Below are 19673 nucleotides of genomic sequence, written 5' to 3'. Positions count from 1 at the left end.
AGGGACGGAGAATATGTACGAACGGTTTACTGACCGAGCCAGGAAAGTCATGCAATTGGCTAACCAAGAGGCTCAACGATTCAATCACGAATACATCGGCACCGAACACATTTTGTTGGGGTTGGTGAAAGAGGGCAGCGGTGTCGCTGCCAATGTGTTGAAAAATCTCGAGGTCGATCTGCGAAAGATCCGCCTCGAAGTCGAAAAATTGGTGCAAAGCGGTCCCGAAATGGTGACCGTCGGCAAATTGCCACAAACACCACGTGCGAAAAAAGTCATCGAATACTCGATGGAAGAAGCACGCAATCTCAACCACAGCTACGTGGGCACCGAGCACATCCTGCTGGGTTTGCTGCGTGAACAAGAAGGCGTCGCCGCGCAAGTTCTGATGAACTTGGGCCTGAAGCTGGAAGATGTTCGCGAAGAAGTGCTCAACCTGCTCGGACACGGGCTCGAAGGCGCTGAAGTCGGCGAACGCGGTGGCCGTGGTGGCGACAGCGAAGGCAGCAGTGGCGGAAGTGGAAGCAGCAAGAGCGGCAAGAGCAAGACTCCCGCCCTGGACAGCTTCGGCCGCGACCTGACCGAACTGGCTAAGAAAGGCGAACTGGATCCAGTCATTGGCCGCGAACGAGAGATCGAACGCGCCATCCAAATCCTCTGCCGCCGGACTAAGAACAACCCCGTCCTGCTGGGCGAAGCCGGTGTCGGTAAAACCGCCATCATCGAAGGCTTTGCCCAACGCGTCATCGGCGGCGAAGTGCCTGAAATCTTGGCCGAGAAACGCATCGTCGTTCTCGACCTCGCCATGATGGTGGCAGGCACCAAGTACCGCGGTCAGTTCGAAGAACGCATCAAAGCGGTCATGACCGAAGTGCGTCGTGTCAAAAACACGATCCTCTTCATCGATGAACTTCACACCCTGGTCGGTGCCGGCGGTGCAGAAGGCGCCATCGACGCGGCCAACGTCCTGAAGCCAGCTTTGGCACGGGGCGAAATCCAGTGCATCGGTGCGACAACCCTCGACGAGTACCGCAAGTACATCGAAAAAGACAACGCGCTGGCCCGTCGTTTCCAAGAGATCATGGTCGAACCGACCGGCAAGACCGAGACGATCGAAATCCTCAAGGGATTGCGAGAACGCTACGAAGAACACCACCGGGTGCAGTTCACCGACGATGCCATCGTGGCAGCCGTCGAAATGAGCGAACGCTACATCACCGCCCGCTGCTTGCCCGACAAAGCCATCGACGTGATCGATGAAGCCGGTGCTCGCGTGCGTCTTCGCACCATGACTCGTCCACCAGACTTGAAAGAGATCGACGAGCAAGTCGAAACGCTGAACAAGGACAAAGAAGACGCGGTTGCCAACCAAGACTTCGAAAAAGCCGCCAACCTACGTGATCAAGCTGAAAAACTTCGCAAGAAGAAAGATCAGATCACTCAAGAATGGCGTGAGAAAAGTCAGCAAACCGATGGCGTCGTCGACGAAGAGATCATCGCAGAAGTCGTCAGCAAGATGACCGGCATTCCATTGACACGTCTGTCAACGGAAGACTCGTTGCGTCTGCTGAAGATGGAAGAGGAACTGCACAAACGCGTCGTCAGCCAAAGCCAAGCGGTCACAGCGGTCGCCAAAGCGGTTCGCCGAAGTCGTTCGGGTTTGAAAGATCCCAAGCGTCCAACCGGTTCGTTCATCTTCGCCGGTCCAACCGGTGTCGGTAAAACGTTGCTCGCCAAAGCTCTCGCTGAATACATGTTCGGTGACGCAGACGCTTTGGTGCACATCGACATGTCCGAGTACATGGAGAAACACAACGTCAGCCGTCTGATCGGTGCCCCTCCCGGATTCGTGGGTTACGAAGAAGGTGGGCAGCTGACCGAAAAGATTCGCCGCCGTCCTTACGCGGTTGTTCTGTTCGACGAAATCGAAAAGGCGCACCCCGATGTCTTCAACATGCTGTTGCAAGTCATGGAAGAAGGTCGCTTGACCGACTCCTTCGGTCGCAACGTCGACTTCCGAAACACGATCTTGATCATGACCACCAACGCGGGTGCGGAAGCGATCAAGAACGAATCGGCATTCGGTTTCCAAAAACCGGATGGCGATGCGAGCTACGACTCGATGAAGTCTCGTGTGATGGACCAAATTGAACGTGTCTTCCGACCTGAGTTCTTGAACCGCTTGGACGACACGATCATCTTCCGTCACCTGACCACGACCGACCTCAAGGGCGTGATCGACTTCGAACTGTCGAAGGTTCGCGAACGGTTGCTCGACCGTGGCCTGGCCATCGACTTGAGCGACGAAGCGAAGGAGTTCTTGATCAAGAAGGGCAGCAACCTCGATTACGGTGCCCGTCCACTTCGTCGTGCAATCGAGCAACGCATCGAAGATCCACTCGGCGAAGAATTGCTGCGTGGTGCGTTCGAAGGCAAGGACACGATCATCATCGACGTTCACAAAGACGACAGTGGCAAGATCACACGTCTGAACTTCGAAGGCGAAAAACGAGGCTGGGCAGACAGCGACTCCGACGAGGAAGCGGTGCCTGCTGCCAGCAGCGATGACCAAGCAAAATCGGACGCTTCGTAGTTCGTTTCGCGAATGAATTTGAATGTGCCTCGGCGAGTCCCTCACTCGCCGAGGCATTTTTTTTGCCATCACCCGCCCGATCCTGAACGGGCGAATCTCCGATCCCAATCGATCGCGATGCCTCAACCAGCCGACAAGCATCCGCCTGCAGACGCGCCCTTGGGTTCGCCGAACGTCCAAACCAACCCCAACTCCGCCCTCTGGACTCGCCATCTCGGGCAGGTCGCAGACTTGAAAGACTGGTTTGAGAAGCTGGCCGGAATGAATCATCGACTCTGGTTCGATTCGGCCTCCGACCACAGTCACGACCGAGGACGCCACTCCTTTTTGACTGCCGATCCGGTCGCGTGGCTTCAGGCATCACTCACCGACCCTGACCCCTGGCCGACCTATCACGATTGGTGCCTTCGACTATCAAAGCAAGAACGGCCCACGGACCTGCCACCGTTTTGTGGCGGCATCGCCGGGCTGGTTGCCTACGAAGCGGCTTGGTGGATCGAACCAAGCGTTCAAATGCCACCGTCATTCCTCGGTGAACAGCCTCCCCTTGGCTTGGCGATTGGAGTCTACGACTGGACCATCGCAGTCGACCACTCAACCGGCTCAGCCACGCTGATCAGCAACGGCCTCAACGAGGATCTGGTCACAGATCCCCAAAGGGCCCAGCACCGCGGCGAAGCAATCCTTGAACGACTCGCTTCCCCCCGATGCGCCCCCACGGCCAGCCATACCGAGAATTCACAACCATCCGTTTCATCCGGCTTCCTGACCGAGGTGCCCGGCATACGCAGCAACTTTGACTCACCTCGCTACATCGCTTCGGTCACGGAGATCATCGATCGAATCCGCGCCGGCGATTCATTCCAAGTCAATCTCGCTCAGACGCTCACCCATGAAGCAACCTGCAGTGCAGAGGAACTGTACAGCCGATTGCGTCAATCCAACCCAGCTCCGTACGCAGCGTTCTTTGACATCGGCAGCGAGCAGATCCTGAGTTCCTCTCCCGAGGGCTTTCTCCAAATACGAGACCGCCACGTTGTCACCCGCCCCATCAAAGGGACTGTGCCGCGAACCGGCGATGAGATCGAAGACGAACGCTTGGCTCAAGTGCTCGGCGGAAGCGCCAAGGACCGTGCCGAGAACATCATGATCGTCGACCTGATGCGAAACGATCTTTCCATCGCCTGCCGAGACGACAGCGTTCGTGTGACAGGACTCTGCGAAATCGAACGTTACCAAAGTGTTCAGCACCTGGTATCAACAGTGGAAGGCCAACTGCGAGATGATGTCACCATCAGCGAACTGCTCGCCGCATGCTTTCCCGGAGGAAGCATCACGGGAGCACCGAAGATCGAGGCGATGAAGACGATTGCCCGGCTCGAAAGACAACCGCGAGGAGCCTACTGCGGATCCATCGGTTACGTGAGCGTTTCTGGCAACGCGGACTTCAACATTCTGATTCGAACCGTGACACAGCGAGATGGGCAGTGGCACTTTGCTGTCGGAGGCGGGATCACCGCTCGCAGCGAACCGCAAAGCGAACTGGAGGAGACCTGGACCAAAGCCGCCGGCCTGCTGCGTGCCATTCGCCCAACGGAAGAATAGCGAGCCACCACCACTTCCCATCACGATTCACTGGTTGGGATCGTTCAGTTCTGCCGCCAGCTTTTCGCGGAAGATCTTGCTGTTGTGCCGAATGTCGACGGGCAAGGGTTGATCACGGATCACAAAACGCTCGATCCGATGCGTGAGTGGGTTGCGAGCCGCACGATCACGCAGCCTCGCCTCGAGCTCTTGTGTTCGACGGGAATCTCCACTGATGGAAAGATCGACTGGCTGAACGACGAGCACCGGCTCCTGCTCCCCCGGCTTCCCGACACCTACCAACGCACACTTCTCGACCTGTTCATCCACATTGAAAACTGATTCACACGGAATGGTGAAGAACGTTCGCTTGGAAGAGACAATCCGATGAGCCTTGCGACCACAGAACCAAAACCGATCTTGATCGTCCAAGTAACCCACATCACCCATCCGATGCCAAAATGGATCCTCGGAGCCGCCTGATCCCTCATGGACTTTGTGCAGGGCGTTCTGATCCACGCGAGTGACGTACCGCCTGGTCACCATTGGCCCGCTGACGATCAACTCTCCAATTTTGCCACGCGGAAGTTCGTTGACATCGTCGATCGTGGCGATGGGTCCGTCGTTGATCTCGATCACTTTCCAACGCACGCCGTCAAAACGTGAACCGACACAGACGCCCTTGCCCTTGGACGCTGCTGGCCCGGTTTCTGAAATCACGGCGCGCGACTCGATGGACGCAATCGGCAACGCTTCCGTCGCACCATAAGGCGTTTCAATTCGGGCATCCTCGTGAACAAACCGCCGAAGAGATTCCAGGGTCGCGGCAGGAACAGGCGCTCCCGCGGACAACACGCGTTTCAGCGTTGGGAAGGGCTTCCCCACCGCATTGGCTTCGCACCAGCGAGTCACCGTCTTCCAAAGTGCAGGGGAACCAAACGCCTGGTCCACCTCCCACTGCCGTGCCGCCTGGATCAACTTTTTCGGGTCCACGTCCGCGGGCCGAGTGGGATCCATGTCGGGAATGATCGTCGTCACTCCCATCACCGCATCGAACAAACCGAACAGAGGGAAACACGCCAGGTCGCGTGAGCCTTGCCGAATCTCGTAGCGGTTTCGAATTCGATCGATCTGGGCATGAAAGGTTTGATGCGTGTAGGCGACACCCTTGGGCGGCCCTGTGCTGCCGGTGGTGAAGATCACCGCGGCATCATCGAGCGTCTGAACCTCCGGAAGCGTCAACGCCGAATTCCGCTCACCCAATTCCAGAATTTGCTTCAGCGTTTTGCCCCCCCAAAACCAACGCCGCCCCACGGTGATGTTGCGCTTCGCATTCGGAAACCTGCGTCGCAGGATCGCCCGAATCGCCTGCGCCTTTGGAATCCCCAAAAAGCCATCGGGGTTCACCTCCTGCAAGCAACCGACCAAGTGCTTGCGATCCATTCCTGGATCAATCAGCACCACCACCACACCGGCTTTCATCATCGCAAACACAAGCTCGATGAACTGAGCACCAAACGGAACCAAGCTCACCAAACGCATGCCTGGCTGGATCCCGGAAGCCAACAACCCGCGAGCAATCTGGGTGCTGCGATCGTCCAGCGTTTTAAACGTCGTCAACGCGTAGTCGCGGTCAGAACCGTCCCGCTTGGCAGGCCCCGACGGCTCGGCAATCGCAATGCCGCCCGGCAAAACTTTTGCGACGGCACTCAAGCGCGAAGCGACATTGCCGGTTGACCCCGCTGTGCCAGCCAGGACCTGTGAGGATTCTCGACTGCATGGACCGTCACTCATTTTCATTCACCAAGACTTCGAGAATTTGATCCGCGATCGATTCCTGCACGACCCGCTGAGCCCCCTTCCAACCTGGGATACCGTTGACTTCGATCAATTGAAGCTCCCCGGTTTCTGTTTCCAACCAGTCAATCGCAGCGAACTTCAATCCAAAGTCGTCACTGACCTGACGAGCCAATCGATCCCAAGTCGCTTCCATCGGCACAAGTTCGCTCTGCCCGCCACCACGAACGTTGGTCCGGAAATCGGATGCATTGCGACGCCGGATTGCATGCGAGTGATCGCCAATGACCAAGACTCGCAAATCCACCCCACCTGGCGGCACGAACTGCTGGACATACAGGACCGCGTTCACTTGAGCGAGTGTTGAGAACGCCGTCCAAGCCAACTCGGCATCGCGAACACGCATCACCCCGCGACCTTCGCCCCCAAAGATCGGCTTGATCACCACGTCGCCACCCAGGTTTTCAAAAGCCTCCATCGCCGCCGATCGCGATTGCACGACCTGCGTGGGCGGGGTGGGAACACCAAGAGATTGCACACGAGCCAAGGTCGCATACTTATCAATTGCAAACTCCAACGCACTGGGCGGATTGACCAAGGCAGTCCGGCAGACGCCGCTTCGCCCACGCACGAAATCATGCAGAACCGCTAGCCGGAACGTGATCTGTTCCATTGAACCCGCTGGCATGGTGCGGGTCAGGATCGCCTCGAAATCCGCCAGCGATCGCTCGCGGGAATCCGTCCCGTCGTGCAGCTGACACCATGCCGTTGAGCCCGTTGGAGTGGGCGCCGTGTCGTCCGCGCAGTGCAGACGGCTCCTCAATGTTTCGTAGTCCGCAAAGTGCAATCGAATCGAGCGACGCGAGGCTGCTGCCTGCAACTCCTGCAGGTGCCAACCCAGTGTGGCAGCACGGCCAAGAGGCTGAGACCGGGATGCCCCGGACGTCGCATCACGCCCGCCAAGAACCAGCACATTCGCTCGACTCATAGCCCGAATGATTCTCGCAAAACGCGATTGTTCAGCTGTCCATGACGCCACGATTTTCCCGTTTGCAACGAGTGAATGGTGACCACCGCGGGGCTGAACAGCATCGGATCGACGCGATAAAAATCGTAGTCGTATCGCTGAAAGGTTTTCGCGAACGGCTGCCCATGATCCTCGGAGGATTCGCTAGGAATTTTCGCGGCCACGCTCTCGATCAGATCGTCCTCGGCATCGATCCAAAGCGTCACGCGGGCCCCGTACAACATTGCATCGTTGGTTCGCCCAATGCCACCCACCGTGTCACCGAGCTTTGCTGGAGGCGGCAGGGGCGCATCGCCATGAGCCGACATCACACGGGCGACGTCGAATTCCAAGGCGTGCAATTTGTGCAACGCCGTCTCGACGCTTCGCGACACCACTTGAGCACTGCCAGCGATGCTGGTGCTCGGAGCAACCGCCAAACAGAGACGACTGGAATCCACGCCACATTCATCCGCCATCGCCTGAATCACGTCCTCCCCCGGCAGCGTCCCTGATTCAAGAACACCCACGGCAAAGTCGTCCCCGGTTGCCGGCCGCGACAACTGAAGCTGCTCCAACATCGCCTCTTTCCCGCGAAGCGAACGCATCGGACCACTCGCCATCGCGAAGTAGTCGCCGACTGAAACGGGCCACCCTGCGTACTGACCGCCCAAGCAGGCCCGAACCGGATGATCCGTTTGAATCGAAACAGCCAGCCCAACCAGGTCCTGGGGCGACGTGGGCGAATAGGAAACCGTCGCCAGATCACCCAAGCAGAGCCGAGCCAGCCCCAGGCCAGCCGCCAAAGAGCCACGGCAATCGACCCCAGCGTCCAACACGCGGGCCCCTGCGATCACAGACGCCTCGCAATTCAGTTCCAAGGCGGAATCCCAGAGAGACTCAAAACACCCGTGAGCCATCCGGCACAGCCCAGGATCGGATACGGAATGGGACGGATCATTGGAACGAGCGGAATTCATGCCACCAATCTAACGCCCGCTCCAGCAATTGACGATTGGCCCTCAAGCCTTGCGCTCCACCGAACCGACGCTCAAAATGAACACGCAGCGGTGTTTGCCAAAGTGCGTTGATTTCTTTGCCCCCAATTGAGACGACACGATGCTCCCCAAGTCCACCTTGCCAGCCATGACGCTCGTTGCTGCGCTTGCCACCGGCGTTTTCTGTTGCGAATTGGCAAACGCCACCGACGCCACCCCGAACAGGCAGAGAGCCGAGCCAGAAGTCGGACGAATGGCCAAGGAATTTCGACTCGAGGCGGTGGCTGGCAAACGTTCGGGCGAGGTCAGCCTGAGCGATGTCACGGGCGAAGCCCCCGTGGTGGTCGTTGTTCTGCGAGGTTTTCCGGGCAGTCAGTGTCCCGCCTGTGCCGGGCAAGTCGCTGACCTGGTCAAACATGCCCGCCACTTCCGCCAACGAAACATCGAAGTCCTGCTGATCTACCCCGGCCCCGCCGCGGAACTCAAGGCCAGGGCGGAAGACTTCCTCCAAGACTCCAAGTTGCCCGCCCCCTTCACAATGCTCTTGGACCCAGACCACTCCTTCACCCAGGCCTACGGACTTCGTTGGAACGCTCCTCGAGAAACGGCCTACCCGACCACCATCGTGATCGGCAAAGATGGCAAAATTGATTTCGTGAACATCAGCCGCACTCACCGAGGTCGCACCACGGCGACCACTGTCTTGGATCAATTTTGACTTTGCCCCCCGAATCGGCCGCTTGGCTGCAAGACATCTCAGGAGCCTCGTCCATCGACGAAGTTCAGCATGTTCAAACGCTCTGGAGCGGCTATGGACAAATCCTGCGAGTCAAACTGAAGCAACCAACCTGGCCCGATTCAGACTCCTCGACGAGCACATCCCGGGCAACCAGTGTCATCGTCAAACAAATCTCGCCGCCCAGCTCCACCGAGCCGGGTGGCGCTCACCCGCGTGGCTGGAACACATCGCAGTCTCACCGTCGCAAACTCCGATCGTACGAAGTCGAGTCGGCGTTCTACGCTCACCACGCCAGCCACTGCGACGAGTCCTGCCGAGTCGCAAAGTGCCTGGCCCAAGCCGAGTTGCCCGCGGGCCAGATCATCGTTCTCGAAGACCTGGACCAAGCGGGCTATCCGATCCGCCATCGCAGCCTCAACGCCGTTGGCGTGAACCAAGGGTTGCGATGGCTCGCACACTTCCACGCTCGATTCCTGCACCGCCGGGACCAAGCGAACCAGTGGAACGACCTGTGGCCGATCGGAACCTACTGGCACCTGGCGACGCGGCCTGACGAATTCGAAACGATGCCGGAAGGGGCATTGAAACAGGCCGCCGCGGCGATCGACGCGTGCCTCAACGATTGCGAGTTTCAAACGCTGGTGCACGGCGATGCGAAAGTGGCCAACCTGTGCTTTGCCGCTGGTCATGACCAATCCCCTGCGATGGTCGACTTCCAATACGTCGGTCGCGGCTGCGGCATGAAGGACGTCGCTTATTTCCTGAGCAGCTGCGTCAGCCAATCCGAATGCGAGCGAAATGAATCTCGCTACCTCGCGACCTACTTCGATTCCCTGCGGGACGCAATGTCAACTCACGGCACCGAACGAATCGAATTCACTGCGTTAGAAAATTCATGGCGTAAACTGTACCCGATCGCCTGGGCCGACTTTGTTCGGTTCCTGGAAGGCTGGTGCCCCGGTCACACGAAACTCACCGGGTACTCCCATCGCATGACCAACCTGGCGTTGGAACACCTTGGCCGCGAGCACACGCCTTCACCGAACGATTAAACTTCACCAAACGAAGCGACGCTGGGCGGCACACCCCTTCTGACTCTCAACTGGAATCCTGCGACATGTTGACCCGATCCCTCCTTCCCATCGCCGCGCTGTCGCTGCTCGTCGCGACAATGCCGCGACTCGCCAATGCCGAAGAAAAATCGCCGCCCAACGTTGTCTTCTTTTTGGTCGACGACCTCGGCTACATGGACATCGGCGCCAACAACCCCGACACGTTTTACGAAACGCCCAACATCGACCGACTGTCGCAATCGGGAATGCGATTCACCGATGGCTACGCGGCCAACCCGGTCTGCAGTCCGACCCGGTACAGCATCCTCGCGGGCAAGTACCCGTCTCGCGTTGACGCGACCAACTTCTTCACCGGCACCCGTCCAGGCAAGTTTCATCCCGCGCCGCTGAACAACCGGATGCCCTTGGAAGAAGTCACCTTGGCCGAGTCCCTGAAGTCGAACGGCTACGCCACCTTCTTCGCTGGCAAATGGCACCTTGGCCCGTCCGAGGAATACTGGCCAGAACACCAAGGGTTTGACGTCAACCAAGGCGGCCACAACGCAGGCGGCCCCTACAGCGGCAAGCGATACTTCTCGCCGTTTGAGAACCCTCGCTTGGAAGACAACACGACCGGGGAACACCTTCCCGATCGGCTCGCCAAAGAAGCTTCCAAGTTCATCGAACAACACCAAGACGAACCGTTTCTCACCTACCTGTCGTTTTACAGCGTCCACACGCCGCTGATGGCACCACCCGAACTGGTCAAGAAATACAAAGCCAAGGCCGAACGCCTCGGGCTGACCGAACAAGAGGCCTTTGGCGAAGAAGAAAAGCTGTGGGGCAAACCCGAGTGGAAGGGACGCCCCGTCCGACAACTCCAAAGCCACGCCACGTACGCCGCCATGGTGGAAGCGATGGATCAAGCCGTCGGCCGCGTCCTCCAGCAGATCGACGACCTCGGCCTCACCGAAGAAACCATCGTGATCCTGACCTCCGACAACGGTGGACTGAGCACATCCGAAGGCTGGCCAACCTCCAACCTTCCCCTCCGAGGCGGCAAGGGCTGGGTCTACGAAGGCGGGATCCGTGAGGCGTTCATGATTCGCGCCCCAGGAATCACGAAGCCAGGAACGACCAGCAATGAACCTGTTTGCAGCATCGACTTCTATCCCACGATCCTGGACCTCTGCGGGCAAACCGCCCCTCAGCAACAACAACTCGATGGTGTCTCACTCAAACCGCTCCTTCGCGGCGCTGAATCCCTGGACCGGCAAGCTCTCTACTGGCACTACCCTCACTACAGCAACCAAGGCAGCTTCCCCGGCGGAGCCATTCGCGAAGGCGATTGGAAACTGATTGAACGCTACGAAGACGGACGAGTCCACCTCTACAACCTGAAGGACGACATCGGCGAACTGAACGATCTCGCTGAACAACACCCTCAAAGAGTGAACGCGATGCGAGACCAACTTCATCGCTGGTACAAAGAGGTGGACGCAAAATTCCTGCAGCCCAAAGATGGCCAGCAACCCTGGCAGCCCTTCCAAGACTGAACGCCGTCGGCGGAGAAGCCCTACCGACCTGCTTCACCCTCCCGACGCGGTACCGTCTTCCGGGGGACGCGTTTGGTTGACCGCCAGCAACAAGCTCTCTCTAAACGAAGTATCGGGGGAGGTGCTTGCGGCAGAAACTCAACAAAATGCGGCACCACAAAAACGGTTCAATCTCCAGTCACGGAGCGACGAAAGCCGATAGCCTTGGGTTTCAACCCAAGGTCACACGCCGACGGCACACAACTCCCAAGTCGCGGAGCGACGACAGTTACTTGCCGCCTCGTCACCGAACGCCCCCCGGTTCGTATCCCGTACGATAGGCTCCCGAGCCCGCCGAAATGGTATCCCGACGCGTCAGCGAGACCCGCGCGGCATGCCCGACGCCGGCCCCGTCCGGGGCGAACGCCTGTGTTCCGCCATCGGTCTCGGGGCTTCCACCCCGAGCTAAGAAAGACGGCCCCATCCGGGGCGAAGCTCCCCGCCAAACGATCCCCCGGTGCGCGCCCCGCCATCGCCTCCACGGCCCAGATTTTGAAATTTACAATTTACAATTTACAATTTACAATTTCACTTTTTCAATCCGCCCCCATCGCATCCCTCGCCACCTGTCGCCGCTCCGCGGCTTGCCGAGCCAGGTGGTGTTGCCCAAGACCTCGGGTTGAAAACCCGAGGCTAACAACTGTCACCGCTCCGCGGTTCTTCAAACGCCCCGATACCGACAACCAGTCGCGGAGCGACGGCAACTGGGAACACGCCCCGAACACCTGTCGGCACTCCCTGGCTTTCCTACCTTGAGCGCCACACCCTACGGTCGTGGCGCTCCCTGCTTTCGCTTCCGATACTTGTTCGGATTGTCGGCTTGGCCGGTGATCTCGTACAGGAACATGCTCGGCTTGGTCGGACGTGGCTTTCCCCACTTACGACGCGTCAATGCCAGCGACATCGTCAGCTGATCTTGGGCACGAGTGATGCCGACGTAACACAACCGCCGCTCCTCGGCGATGTCCTCGTCCATCCCGCCCTTCAACGTGCGACTGTGTGGCAGAATCCCATCTTCCATGCCGACCATGTAGACGACCGGGAACTCCAGTCCTTTGGCCGCGTGCATGGTCAACAACCACACCGCGTTCTTCATCGCCAGCTTGTCTTTTTCGCTGCCCATCTCGCGACCGGCGAGCGCGATGTCGGACAAGAACCCCGATAGATCAGGCTCTTCGTTTTTGTCTTCGTAAGCGGCAACCGCGTTGGCGACTTCACCAATCGATGCCATCCGAGACTCACGCTCATCAGGCTGGTCGTACAGACGCGCGATCTCATCCGCGTACGCTGTCCGCTGCAACAAAGTCTCCAAACCTTCTCGCATGGTTTCGTTGGAAAGCCGCTGCTGAACGTCTCCCAACAACTGCTTCAGTTGGTCGATCCCGCGCAGTGCCGCCGGAGTCAAATCGGCAACCGACTCAGGATCATTCATCACCTGCCAAACCGGAATCCCCTTGGCAACCGCGCGGTCGATCAACATCCTCACGGACTTGTTGCTCAGTCCCCGCGCGGGCGTGTTGATCACTCGCAGCAACGAAATCTCATCGTCCGGCTGATTGATCCACTTCAAATAAGCCACGATGTCACGAACTTCGCGACGATCAAAGAACGACTGACTGCCCAGCATCACGTAGGGCACATCGTGCTTCCGCAGTTCGGTCTCAAACAGACGAGGCTGCTCGTTGGTTCGAAACAAAATCGAGATGTCTTTGGGCTGAATGTGCTCGTTGTCGATCAAGTGCTTGATCTCACGAACGACGGTCTCTGCCTCGGCTTGCTCGTCTTTGTGCTGCACGATCCGAGGGCGTTTGCCGGACGGCCGATAGGGCTTGAGCACCTTGTCGTGACGCACCGTGTTGAAGTCAATCAGCGTGTTGGCCATCTCCAAAATGGCTCCCGTGCTGCGATAATTGTCCTCCAGCCAAACCACTTTCGCGTCCGGCCAATCCTTGCTGAAACTGAGAATGTGCGACACGTCCGCACCTCTCCAAGCGTAAATCGACTGATCATCGTCGCCGACGACGCACAGGTTCCGGTGAGCCTCGGTCAGGAACTTGGTGATCCGGTACTGGCTCCCGTTGGTGTCCTGGTACTCATCGACCAACACATGGTCGTACTTGCTCGCTTCACGATCACGAATCTCTGCGTGCTCACTGAACAGCATCTCGGTTTGCAGCAGCAAGTCATCAAAGTCCATGGCCCCGCGAGCACGCAGCCCATTCTGGTAACGCCGGTAGCCGGACGCAGCGAAATGCTCCTTGTCGGTGCTGGCGATGCTCATCGCTTCCTCCGGAAACACCGACGCGCTCTTCCAACCACTGATGATCGAGAGCATGTCATTGGGTTTCAGAGCCGTGTTCGGCAACCGCAACTCACGCAGAATCGCTCGCGCCAGTGACTCTTGATCACTGCGGTCATAAATCGCAAAGGTCGCGGGAAAGCCGAGCGCGGGTGCATGCTCGCGAAGGATTTTCACGCACTGAGCATGAAACGTGCTGATGGTGGGCTTGGGCGGCCCTTTTTGGCCGCGTTTCCGCTTCTGCTTTTTATATCCCAGCAGATCGGCCACACGATCCTGCATTTCACCAGCCGCTTTGTTGGTGAACGTGACCGCCAAGATGCGATCAGGCGAAACGCCGTGCTTGATCAGATTCGCAATGCGAAACGTCACCACACGGGTCTTGCCCGTGCCAGCACCGGCGAGCACCAGGAGCGGGCCAGACAAAGTCTGCACCGCTTCGGCTTGTGGCGGATTCAGGCCCGCAACATCAAACGTGCTCAAGGAAGAAGATTCAGCCGTGGTTTATTCAGGCAACGTCAATGTTGACGCGACGACCTTCGCGGTCAAAACGGACTTTGCCGTCGACCAATGCGAACAAGGTGTAGTCGTTGCCCATGCCGACACCCGCACCTGGGTGGAACTTCGTTCCAACCTGACGAACCAAGATGTTACCGGCGATAACGGCTTCACCGCCGAATTTCTTGACACCACGACGTTGCGCGTTGCTGTCACGACCGTTGCGGCTGCTGCCCTGACCCTTTTTGTGTGCCATCGAAGTTCTGCGTTTTGATCAGTGAGGAGTGTTTGTAGATTATTTGAGAGGGCGAGAGATTAGCGGAACGTCCACGTGTAATCAAGTCGTCGTTCTAGCCCATATTGGTCGAGCATGTATTTTTGCTCTTCTGGATCCGAATACGCAGGCACGCCAAAGCGAACCCGGTCTTCCGTTTGATCCATTCCATCGCCAGGGCGATAGAAGTTCAATGTCAACGCTTTCCGGCGGTACGGTGCGTCGTCGCCTTCACCGTCCTGTTCAAATGCATTCGTCAAACCGAACACGTCGATTGAGAAGAAATCCAATCCAGGTTCCACATCCACCCAAGTCGCGACCCCCCAAGTGCCGGGAGCATTCTTGTCCGACGTGCGTGGGATTTTGACAGTGCTGATGTCCACCGAATTGTGCAGTGGTGCAGTGATTTGCTCGCGAATCGCAATGCGATCCATGGCTGCAGGCAAGATCTGATCGACATACTTCCGGTCGCTCTCGTGATCCTTCAACACCAACATCGGGAAGAATCGCCGGGAACTGTAGCTGACCGATTCGATCCGTTGGTAAATCGGAGTGTCGGGGTCGTCGACAGCGGGACGTAAATCACCGCCGCGATATCGAACGCGATACACCATGTAGTGCACCAACTTTCGCTGCAGTCGGCCGTCCGGACGTGGCACGTCCAAGTACATCTGACGCAGCGGTTTGAACGAAAACTCAAAGCAGAAAATTTCGCGACGCAAAATCACTTGCTTCGCCATTTCCTCGAGCGTGCGTGAACGAGGGTCGAAATGTGGCTCGCCATTGGGGTGCTTGTCGCTCTGCCACGCGATTTCAGGGTGGCTCTCCATGATCGACTTCAGCGTCAGTGGCCCGTCAAACGTTTCCTTCGGATCCGGGGCGGGCGGGATCTCCGTCACCACGCCCGGCGCGAATTCCGTTTGAACCTGAACCGACGGGTCCGCGTTCTGAGCGTTGGCGGTCACCGAAAAAGTGCCCGCAGATACGCACAAAACAACAGCAATGACCGGTTTTTGCGTCCATTGCGCCAGCACGCCGGTCCAGCCCCGCCTTTGCGGCAAGCCTGCCGAAAGGTCGTCCAAAGATCGAGATCGTGTGGCGAAAGTGAACATGAAAAGCCGTCGTTAACGCTTGGTCGTGGGAAGATCACTGGCTGAGATGACGTGTTCCGGGCCAGTTTTGCTCGGGTCGACCACGTCAGCTGCCTCCAATCTTAATTGCTGACCGGCCGAGGAAGCTGTTTCCGTGCCGTCCAAGCCGGATTTTTCTGCCGAGTCGACGTCGATTTCTTCGCCACCGGTGACCCCAGGTCCTGACCACTGCAGCGAAGCGGCCAATTGGACATCCGAGCCGTCCAACCGAGTCACGCTTTCACCATCCATCGTCAGGGTCGCTTGGACGCGGCGTCCGGTATCATCGCTGAAGTGCATCATGATCCACTGAATCGGAATGCCCTCGACTTCGCCCGTGGCCGTGACATGCAACACTCGCAATCCCGAATCAGCCAACTGCTCCTCGGATCGCATCAACTGATCGAGCTGCTTGCCCAGCGTTCGTTGCACATCCGCTTCGAATGCTTCCAGCGTCAACTGCTTGCCTTCCGAGAAACTTGGCAAGGACCTCAGGTTGCACTGGGCGATGCTCTGTTCGTTCTCGATCATCCGCAGAATGGCCTGCCCGGCACCATCCTGCATGATCCGCCACCGGCGGTCCAGCAGCGCCGAAACACCAATTTTCTCGCAGTCAATCGCCATCAGCATCCGCTCCGATGGCGGCGGAGAATCGAAATCGACGGCAACCGCTGTGCGTGGCAATGCCTGAGGCGTTTCCAGCGGCTTGCGGATCATCCGAATCGTCGCTGTGACATCGAACCCGGGTTCCGCCATCCCGATTTCGCGAGTCTCGTGAATCGCGACCGCGGCCCAAGTGACCGTTCTCACCGAATGCTGGAAGGTCAGTTTGCCGAGCACCCGCAACTGCGTTGGCACCCCACTGACAAATCCATCCAGCTTGCCCTGAAACTGCAATTTCGCGTTGCTGGCATCATTGGAAACCAAACTGATTTCAACGTCGCTCGCCGCCACACCACTGAGGTTGAACGCGGAAGCCAAATCGTTCGAATCGAGCGCCACTTTCTCGCCCACCGTCAACGTTTGGGTCGGCAAAAGATGGTCGAGCGCGACGCTCGCAATGGGCGTCCGGAGAAGATCCAGCTCGTCATGGTTCAGGTAGTCGCTGGTCGAATAAATCGCCTCTGGCAATGTGTCACGGCGAGCCACAATCGAGCCCAAATTGTCTCGCAATTGCGAGGTTTGGTCCAAGCGGCTCAACCGGCTGACACCCTCCGCCGTGTGGTAATGACGCTCCGCCGCGATGATCGGCGATTCCATGTCCGCGTTTCGCGGCCGCAACAAACGCTCCTCGTAATCCAAGGCGATTTTCGCGGTGATCGGCAACTGCTGCTTCGCGCTCGAGTCATTGCCACGAGCCAGCAACGGGTCCTTGGTCAAATTGACATTCCCCTTGACGTCCATTTCCATTCGAACGCGATACAGCCCCAGATCCAAGCGAGGGCGAAGGATCACATCGCTGGCCTCCGCAGGCCCCGCGGCAACAGCAATCGAACTCGCGCCCCACGTCCCCGCCACGCCGCCCATCGCCAGCAAGCGAGCCAGGAACGCACGACGAGTCGCGGAAGGAGAATTCGAAGAAACACAGCTAGAAGTCGAATTCGTCATGATCAATTCAGCGGATTGGCGGCAGAGTCGAAAATCTCGCGACCGCTTCGCATGGGCGGCCTCAATCCGTTCAATCGGCTCGACCGGTTCTCGCGGTTGACCGGATCTCGCACTTCTTGCCGCCTTTCTCAATCTGAGACCGCCAAAGTTTCAAACTGATTGTAAACTTTGCACTTTTTTGACAGTGACAAGGACACTTGCTCGTAGCCTCAAAAATTTTGTGCACGAGAAAACCAAGCGTTTTGCGGGACACTTGCAAAGTCAAATCGTTTTTTTGACTTGGAGCGGACCGTTTGGCCTGAAACTTTCACTAGTGGTCCCTCGTCCTGATCAGGGCAGGGTAGCCGCGCACTTCAGCAGGTTCGCTTCCTTTTTGACACTGGGTCAACGAGGGGAACTTGGTGAGGTATCGAAGACGAAAAACTCGTCTTTTTCGCTATCAACGGTGATCTCAGCGAACTCTCGGTGAGCTCACACGCTCTAATCAGGACAGCCCAAGAAGTCAGCCGAATTTCAGTGATCTGATGCTCGGATGCCTTCAACTGGCGTGGCACGGAGTCGCGCTGGACGAGACGGCAGTGAGAAATAGGATGGTTTTTGAGCAGCCCGTTTGGGCGGCGTTGAAAACGAAGTCTCCCTGCCCGATCAAACCGATCGTCTTACGGATAAGGCGACCCCCGGGCAAATTGGATTGACGTGCTGACGACCCGCCGGGGTCGCAAGGACAACGGCACGGACAATCTGGCATTGGGAAACCAAGATCATGCATGCGTCTTACCGAAACATTGCTGTCAAAGAACTTCGCGATCAACTGTCTCGATTCAGCCCTCGAGCCAAGAAGGTCGAGCAGTCCTTGCTGGCCGAGAAATTGCTGTCGGAAATTCAGCCCGATCGTGATTACTCAATGGACTACGTCACCTTCCGGATCACCAACTACCGCCCCGAATCTTCACTGCGTCAAACGATCGCGTCGGCCGACTTGGTGCACGACCTGCGTTTGCTGATCGAAGACCTTTCCGATTCAGCCGACATCAGTGCGGACGAAGCCGGTGAGCACGTGCACACCGTCGCCGATCTCAGTCGCAATTTCCACGTTTCCACCAAGACCATCAGCCGCTGGCGTGACGCCGGCTTGGTCAGCCGCAAATTCCTGTTCGGCAAACGCAAACGAGTCGGCTTCCTGAACAGCAGCGTCGATCGCTTCATTGCCAACAACCGAGACAAAGTCCGTCGCGGCGAACGTTTCAGCCAATTGAGCGACAATGAGAAGACCGAGATGGTCGAACGCGCTCGGCAATTGGTCGAAGGCGGAGCCACGTTTGCCGAAGTCATCCAGCAAATCGCATCGATCATGCACCGTTCGCCCGAAACGGTTCGCTACACGCTGAAAAACTTCGACGCCAAGAATCGACAACTTGCGATCTTCCCTCATCACCGCGAGACACTCAGCGAAGAAGACAAACGAGTGATCCACCAACTGCAATTGCATGGTGCGACGATCCCTCAATTGTGCAAACGCTTCAAACGCACTCGCACCAGCATCCAGCGGATCCTGAACGAAGTTCGGATGCAGCATCTGCTGGAGATGCCTCTGGAGTACATCTACAACGAAGACTTCGAAGACACCTCGCGAGAAGCCGAGTACCTGGGCGAGATGCCCGTTTCCGAATCCGCTCGCAAAGTGCGGGCTCCCTCGGAATTGCCAAGCTACTTGGCGGCCCTCTACGACGTCCCGTTGTTGAACCGGGAGCAAGAGGGGCACCTCTTCCGCAAAATGAATTACCTCAAGCACCGTGCCAACAAACTGCGTCAATCACTGATCGAAGCGGACCGAATGGACACCGCTGTGATGGATCAAATCCAATCGTTGTACGAAGAAGCGGTCAAGGTGAAGAACAAGATCGTGCAATCGAACTTGCGTTTGGTCGTTTCCATCGCGAAGCGCCATGTCGCATCGGCCGAAGACTTCTTCTCATTGATCAGCGACGGCAACATGTCCTTGATCCGTGCCGTGGAAAAATTCGATTACTCGCGAGGCAATAAGTTCAGCACCTACGCCTCCTGGGCGATCATGAAGAACTTCGCTCGAACCATCCCGAACGAATTCAAACATCGTGATCGCTTCCGTGCGACTCCAGAAGAAATGTTCGTTGCACACCAAGACGAACGTCTGGATCCGTACCTGGAAGAAACCGTTCAGCTCCAGCGTCAGCGCGAGCTGGCTCGTATCCTGGACCGCCTGGACGAACGTGAACAAAAGATCATCTCTGCTCGCTTCGGCTTGCAGCGTGGTGTGGAGCCATTGACCCTGAAAGAAGTCGGCGAAGAAATGGGCGTGACCAAAGAACGCGTGCGTCAACTGGAAGCTCGGGCGTTGAGCAAATTGCGAGATGCAGCACGCGACGCCAAAATCGATGTCGAATTGGGTGCCAGCTGAGCTCCATCGAGCCCACCCGAGACAAAATCATTGAGCTAGACTGGGAACCTTCCCCACCCGCTT

At 57.7% G+C, this 19673-nt stretch carries 13 protein-coding genes; 6 read left to right on the top strand and 7 right to left on the bottom strand.

Going from position 1 to position 19673, the window contains the following annotated elements:
• Positions 1-13 precede the first annotated feature (13 nt).
• A complete protein-coding gene (locus RISK_RS23645; protein WP_047816800.1) occupies positions 14-2593 on the top strand; it encodes an ATP-dependent Clp protease ATP-binding subunit in 2580 nt (859 codons plus the stop codon).
• 117 nt (positions 2594-2710) lie between these two features.
• On the top strand, positions 2711-4198 hold the full coding sequence (locus tag RISK_RS23640) for an anthranilate synthase component I family protein (RefSeq protein WP_236696625.1): 1488 nt from the start codon (positions 2711-2713) through the stop codon (positions 4196-4198).
• Positions 4199-4225: 27 nt separating this feature from the next.
• Here the strand turns inward: RISK_RS23640 and RISK_RS23635 are convergent, their stop codons facing one another.
• The 3 genes from RISK_RS23635 to mch are packed head-to-tail and all read right to left on the bottom strand — an operon-like array spanning position 4226 to position 7960.
• Positions 4226-5971 carry a fatty acid CoA ligase family protein gene (locus RISK_RS23635; protein WP_047816799.1) on the bottom strand — a complete coding sequence of 582 codons (1746 nt, stop codon included), beginning with the start codon at positions 5969-5971 and terminating at the stop codon, positions 4226-4228.
• Positions 5964-6962 (bottom strand): ATP-grasp domain-containing protein, encoded by a 999-nt coding sequence (locus RISK_RS23630; protein ID WP_047816798.1) that lies wholly within the window; start codon positions 6960-6962, stop codon positions 5964-5966. Before RISK_RS23630 ends, RISK_RS23635 begins: the two co-directional genes overlap by 8 nt.
• Positions 6959-7960, bottom strand: coding sequence for a methenyltetrahydromethanopterin cyclohydrolase (gene mch, locus RISK_RS23625; protein WP_047816797.1), 1002 nt, complete (start codon positions 7958-7960; stop codon positions 6959-6961). Before mch ends, RISK_RS23630 begins: the two co-directional genes overlap by 4 nt.
• Before the next feature lie 139 nt (positions 7961-8099).
• Here mch and RISK_RS23620 point away from each other — a divergent pair, with 139 nt between their 5' ends.
• The 3 genes from RISK_RS23620 (at position 8100) to RISK_RS23610 (ending at position 11325) form a co-directional block, all read left to right on the top strand.
• Positions 8100-8696, top strand: a complete 597-nt coding sequence (locus RISK_RS23620) for a peroxiredoxin family protein (RefSeq protein WP_047816796.1) — start codon at positions 8100-8102, stop codon at positions 8694-8696.
• Complete coding sequence (locus RISK_RS23615) at positions 8693-9769, top strand: oxidoreductase family protein (protein WP_047816795.1); 1077 nt, start codon at positions 8693-8695, stop codon at positions 9767-9769. Before RISK_RS23620 ends, RISK_RS23615 begins: the two co-directional genes overlap by 4 nt.
• A 65-nt stretch (positions 9770-9834) precedes the next feature.
• Positions 9835-11325 (top strand): sulfatase, encoded by a 1491-nt coding sequence (locus RISK_RS23610; protein WP_047816794.1) that lies wholly within the window; start codon positions 9835-9837, stop codon positions 11323-11325.
• 805 nt (positions 11326-12130) lie between these two features.
• Here the strand turns inward: RISK_RS23610 and RISK_RS23605 are convergent.
• From RISK_RS23605 to RISK_RS23590, 4 genes are read right to left on the bottom strand one after another with little or no spacing between them, the layout of a single operon-like run.
• The gene (locus RISK_RS23605) at positions 12131-14146 is read right to left on the bottom strand and encodes an ATP-dependent helicase (RefSeq protein WP_047816793.1); all 2016 of its coding nucleotides are present in this window, start codon (positions 14144-14146) and stop codon (positions 12131-12133) included.
• A 25-nt stretch (positions 14147-14171) separates the two neighbouring features.
• The gene (gene rpmA / locus RISK_RS23600; protein ID WP_007327901.1) at positions 14172-14417 is read right to left on the bottom strand and encodes a 50S ribosomal protein L27; all 246 of its coding nucleotides are present in this window, start codon (positions 14415-14417) and stop codon (positions 14172-14174) included.
• A gap of 59 nt (positions 14418-14476) precedes the next feature.
• Positions 14477-15547 carry a hypothetical protein gene (locus RISK_RS23595; RefSeq protein ID WP_047816792.1) on the bottom strand — a complete coding sequence of 357 codons (1071 nt, stop codon included), beginning with the start codon at positions 15545-15547 and terminating at the stop codon, positions 14477-14479.
• 12 nt (positions 15548-15559) lie between these two features.
• Complete coding sequence (locus RISK_RS23590) at positions 15560-17173, bottom strand: hypothetical protein (protein ID WP_047816791.1); 1614 nt, start codon at positions 17171-17173, stop codon at positions 15560-15562.
• Between the two features lie 763 nt (positions 17174-17936).
• Here RISK_RS23590 and RISK_RS23585 point away from each other — a divergent pair.
• Complete coding sequence (locus tag RISK_RS23585) at positions 17937-19610, top strand: sigma-70 family RNA polymerase sigma factor (protein WP_047816790.1); 1674 nt, start codon at positions 17937-17939, stop codon at positions 19608-19610.
• The last annotated feature ends 63 nt before the right edge of the window (positions 19611-19673 follow it).

Source organism: Rhodopirellula islandica, from assembly GCF_001027925.1.
GTDB lineage: Bacteria > Planctomycetota > Planctomycetia > Pirellulales > Pirellulaceae > Rhodopirellula > Rhodopirellula islandica.
This window is presented reverse-complemented; position numbering and strand designations above follow the sequence as displayed.

Coding starts and splice junctions, on each gene's coding strand:
- RISK_RS23620 (WP_047816796.1), top strand. CDS start 8,100: ATGCTCCCCAAGTCCACCTTGCCAGCCATGACGCTCGTTGCTGCGCTT.
- rpmA (WP_007327901.1), bottom strand. CDS start 14,417: ATGGCACACAAAAAGGGTCAGGGCAGCAGCCGCAACGGTCGTGACAGC.
- RISK_RS23585 (WP_047816790.1), top strand. CDS start 17,937: ATGCATGCGTCTTACCGAAACATTGCTGTCAAAGAACTTCGCGATCAA.
- RISK_RS23630 (WP_047816798.1), bottom strand. CDS start 6,962: ATGAGTCGAGCGAATGTGCTGGTTCTTGGCGGGCGTGATGCGACGTCC.
- RISK_RS23635 (WP_047816799.1), bottom strand. CDS start 5,971: ATGAGTGACGGTCCATGCAGTCGAGAATCCTCACAGGTCCTGGCTGGC.
- mch (WP_047816797.1), bottom strand. CDS start 7,960: ATGAATTCCGCTCGTTCCAATGATCCGTCCCATTCCGTATCCGATCCT.
- RISK_RS23640 (WP_236696625.1), top strand. CDS start 2,711: ATGCCTCAACCAGCCGACAAGCATCCGCCTGCAGACGCGCCCTTGGGT.
- RISK_RS23595 (WP_047816792.1), bottom strand. CDS start 15,547: ATGTTCACTTTCGCCACACGATCTCGATCTTTGGACGACCTTTCGGCA.
- RISK_RS23610 (WP_047816794.1), top strand. CDS start 9,835: ATGTTGACCCGATCCCTCCTTCCCATCGCCGCGCTGTCGCTGCTCGTC.
- RISK_RS23590 (WP_047816791.1), bottom strand. CDS start 17,173: ATGACGAATTCGACTTCTAGCTGTGTTTCTTCGAATTCTCCTTCCGCG.
- RISK_RS23645 (WP_047816800.1), top strand. CDS start 14: ATGTACGAACGGTTTACTGACCGAGCCAGGAAAGTCATGCAATTGGCT.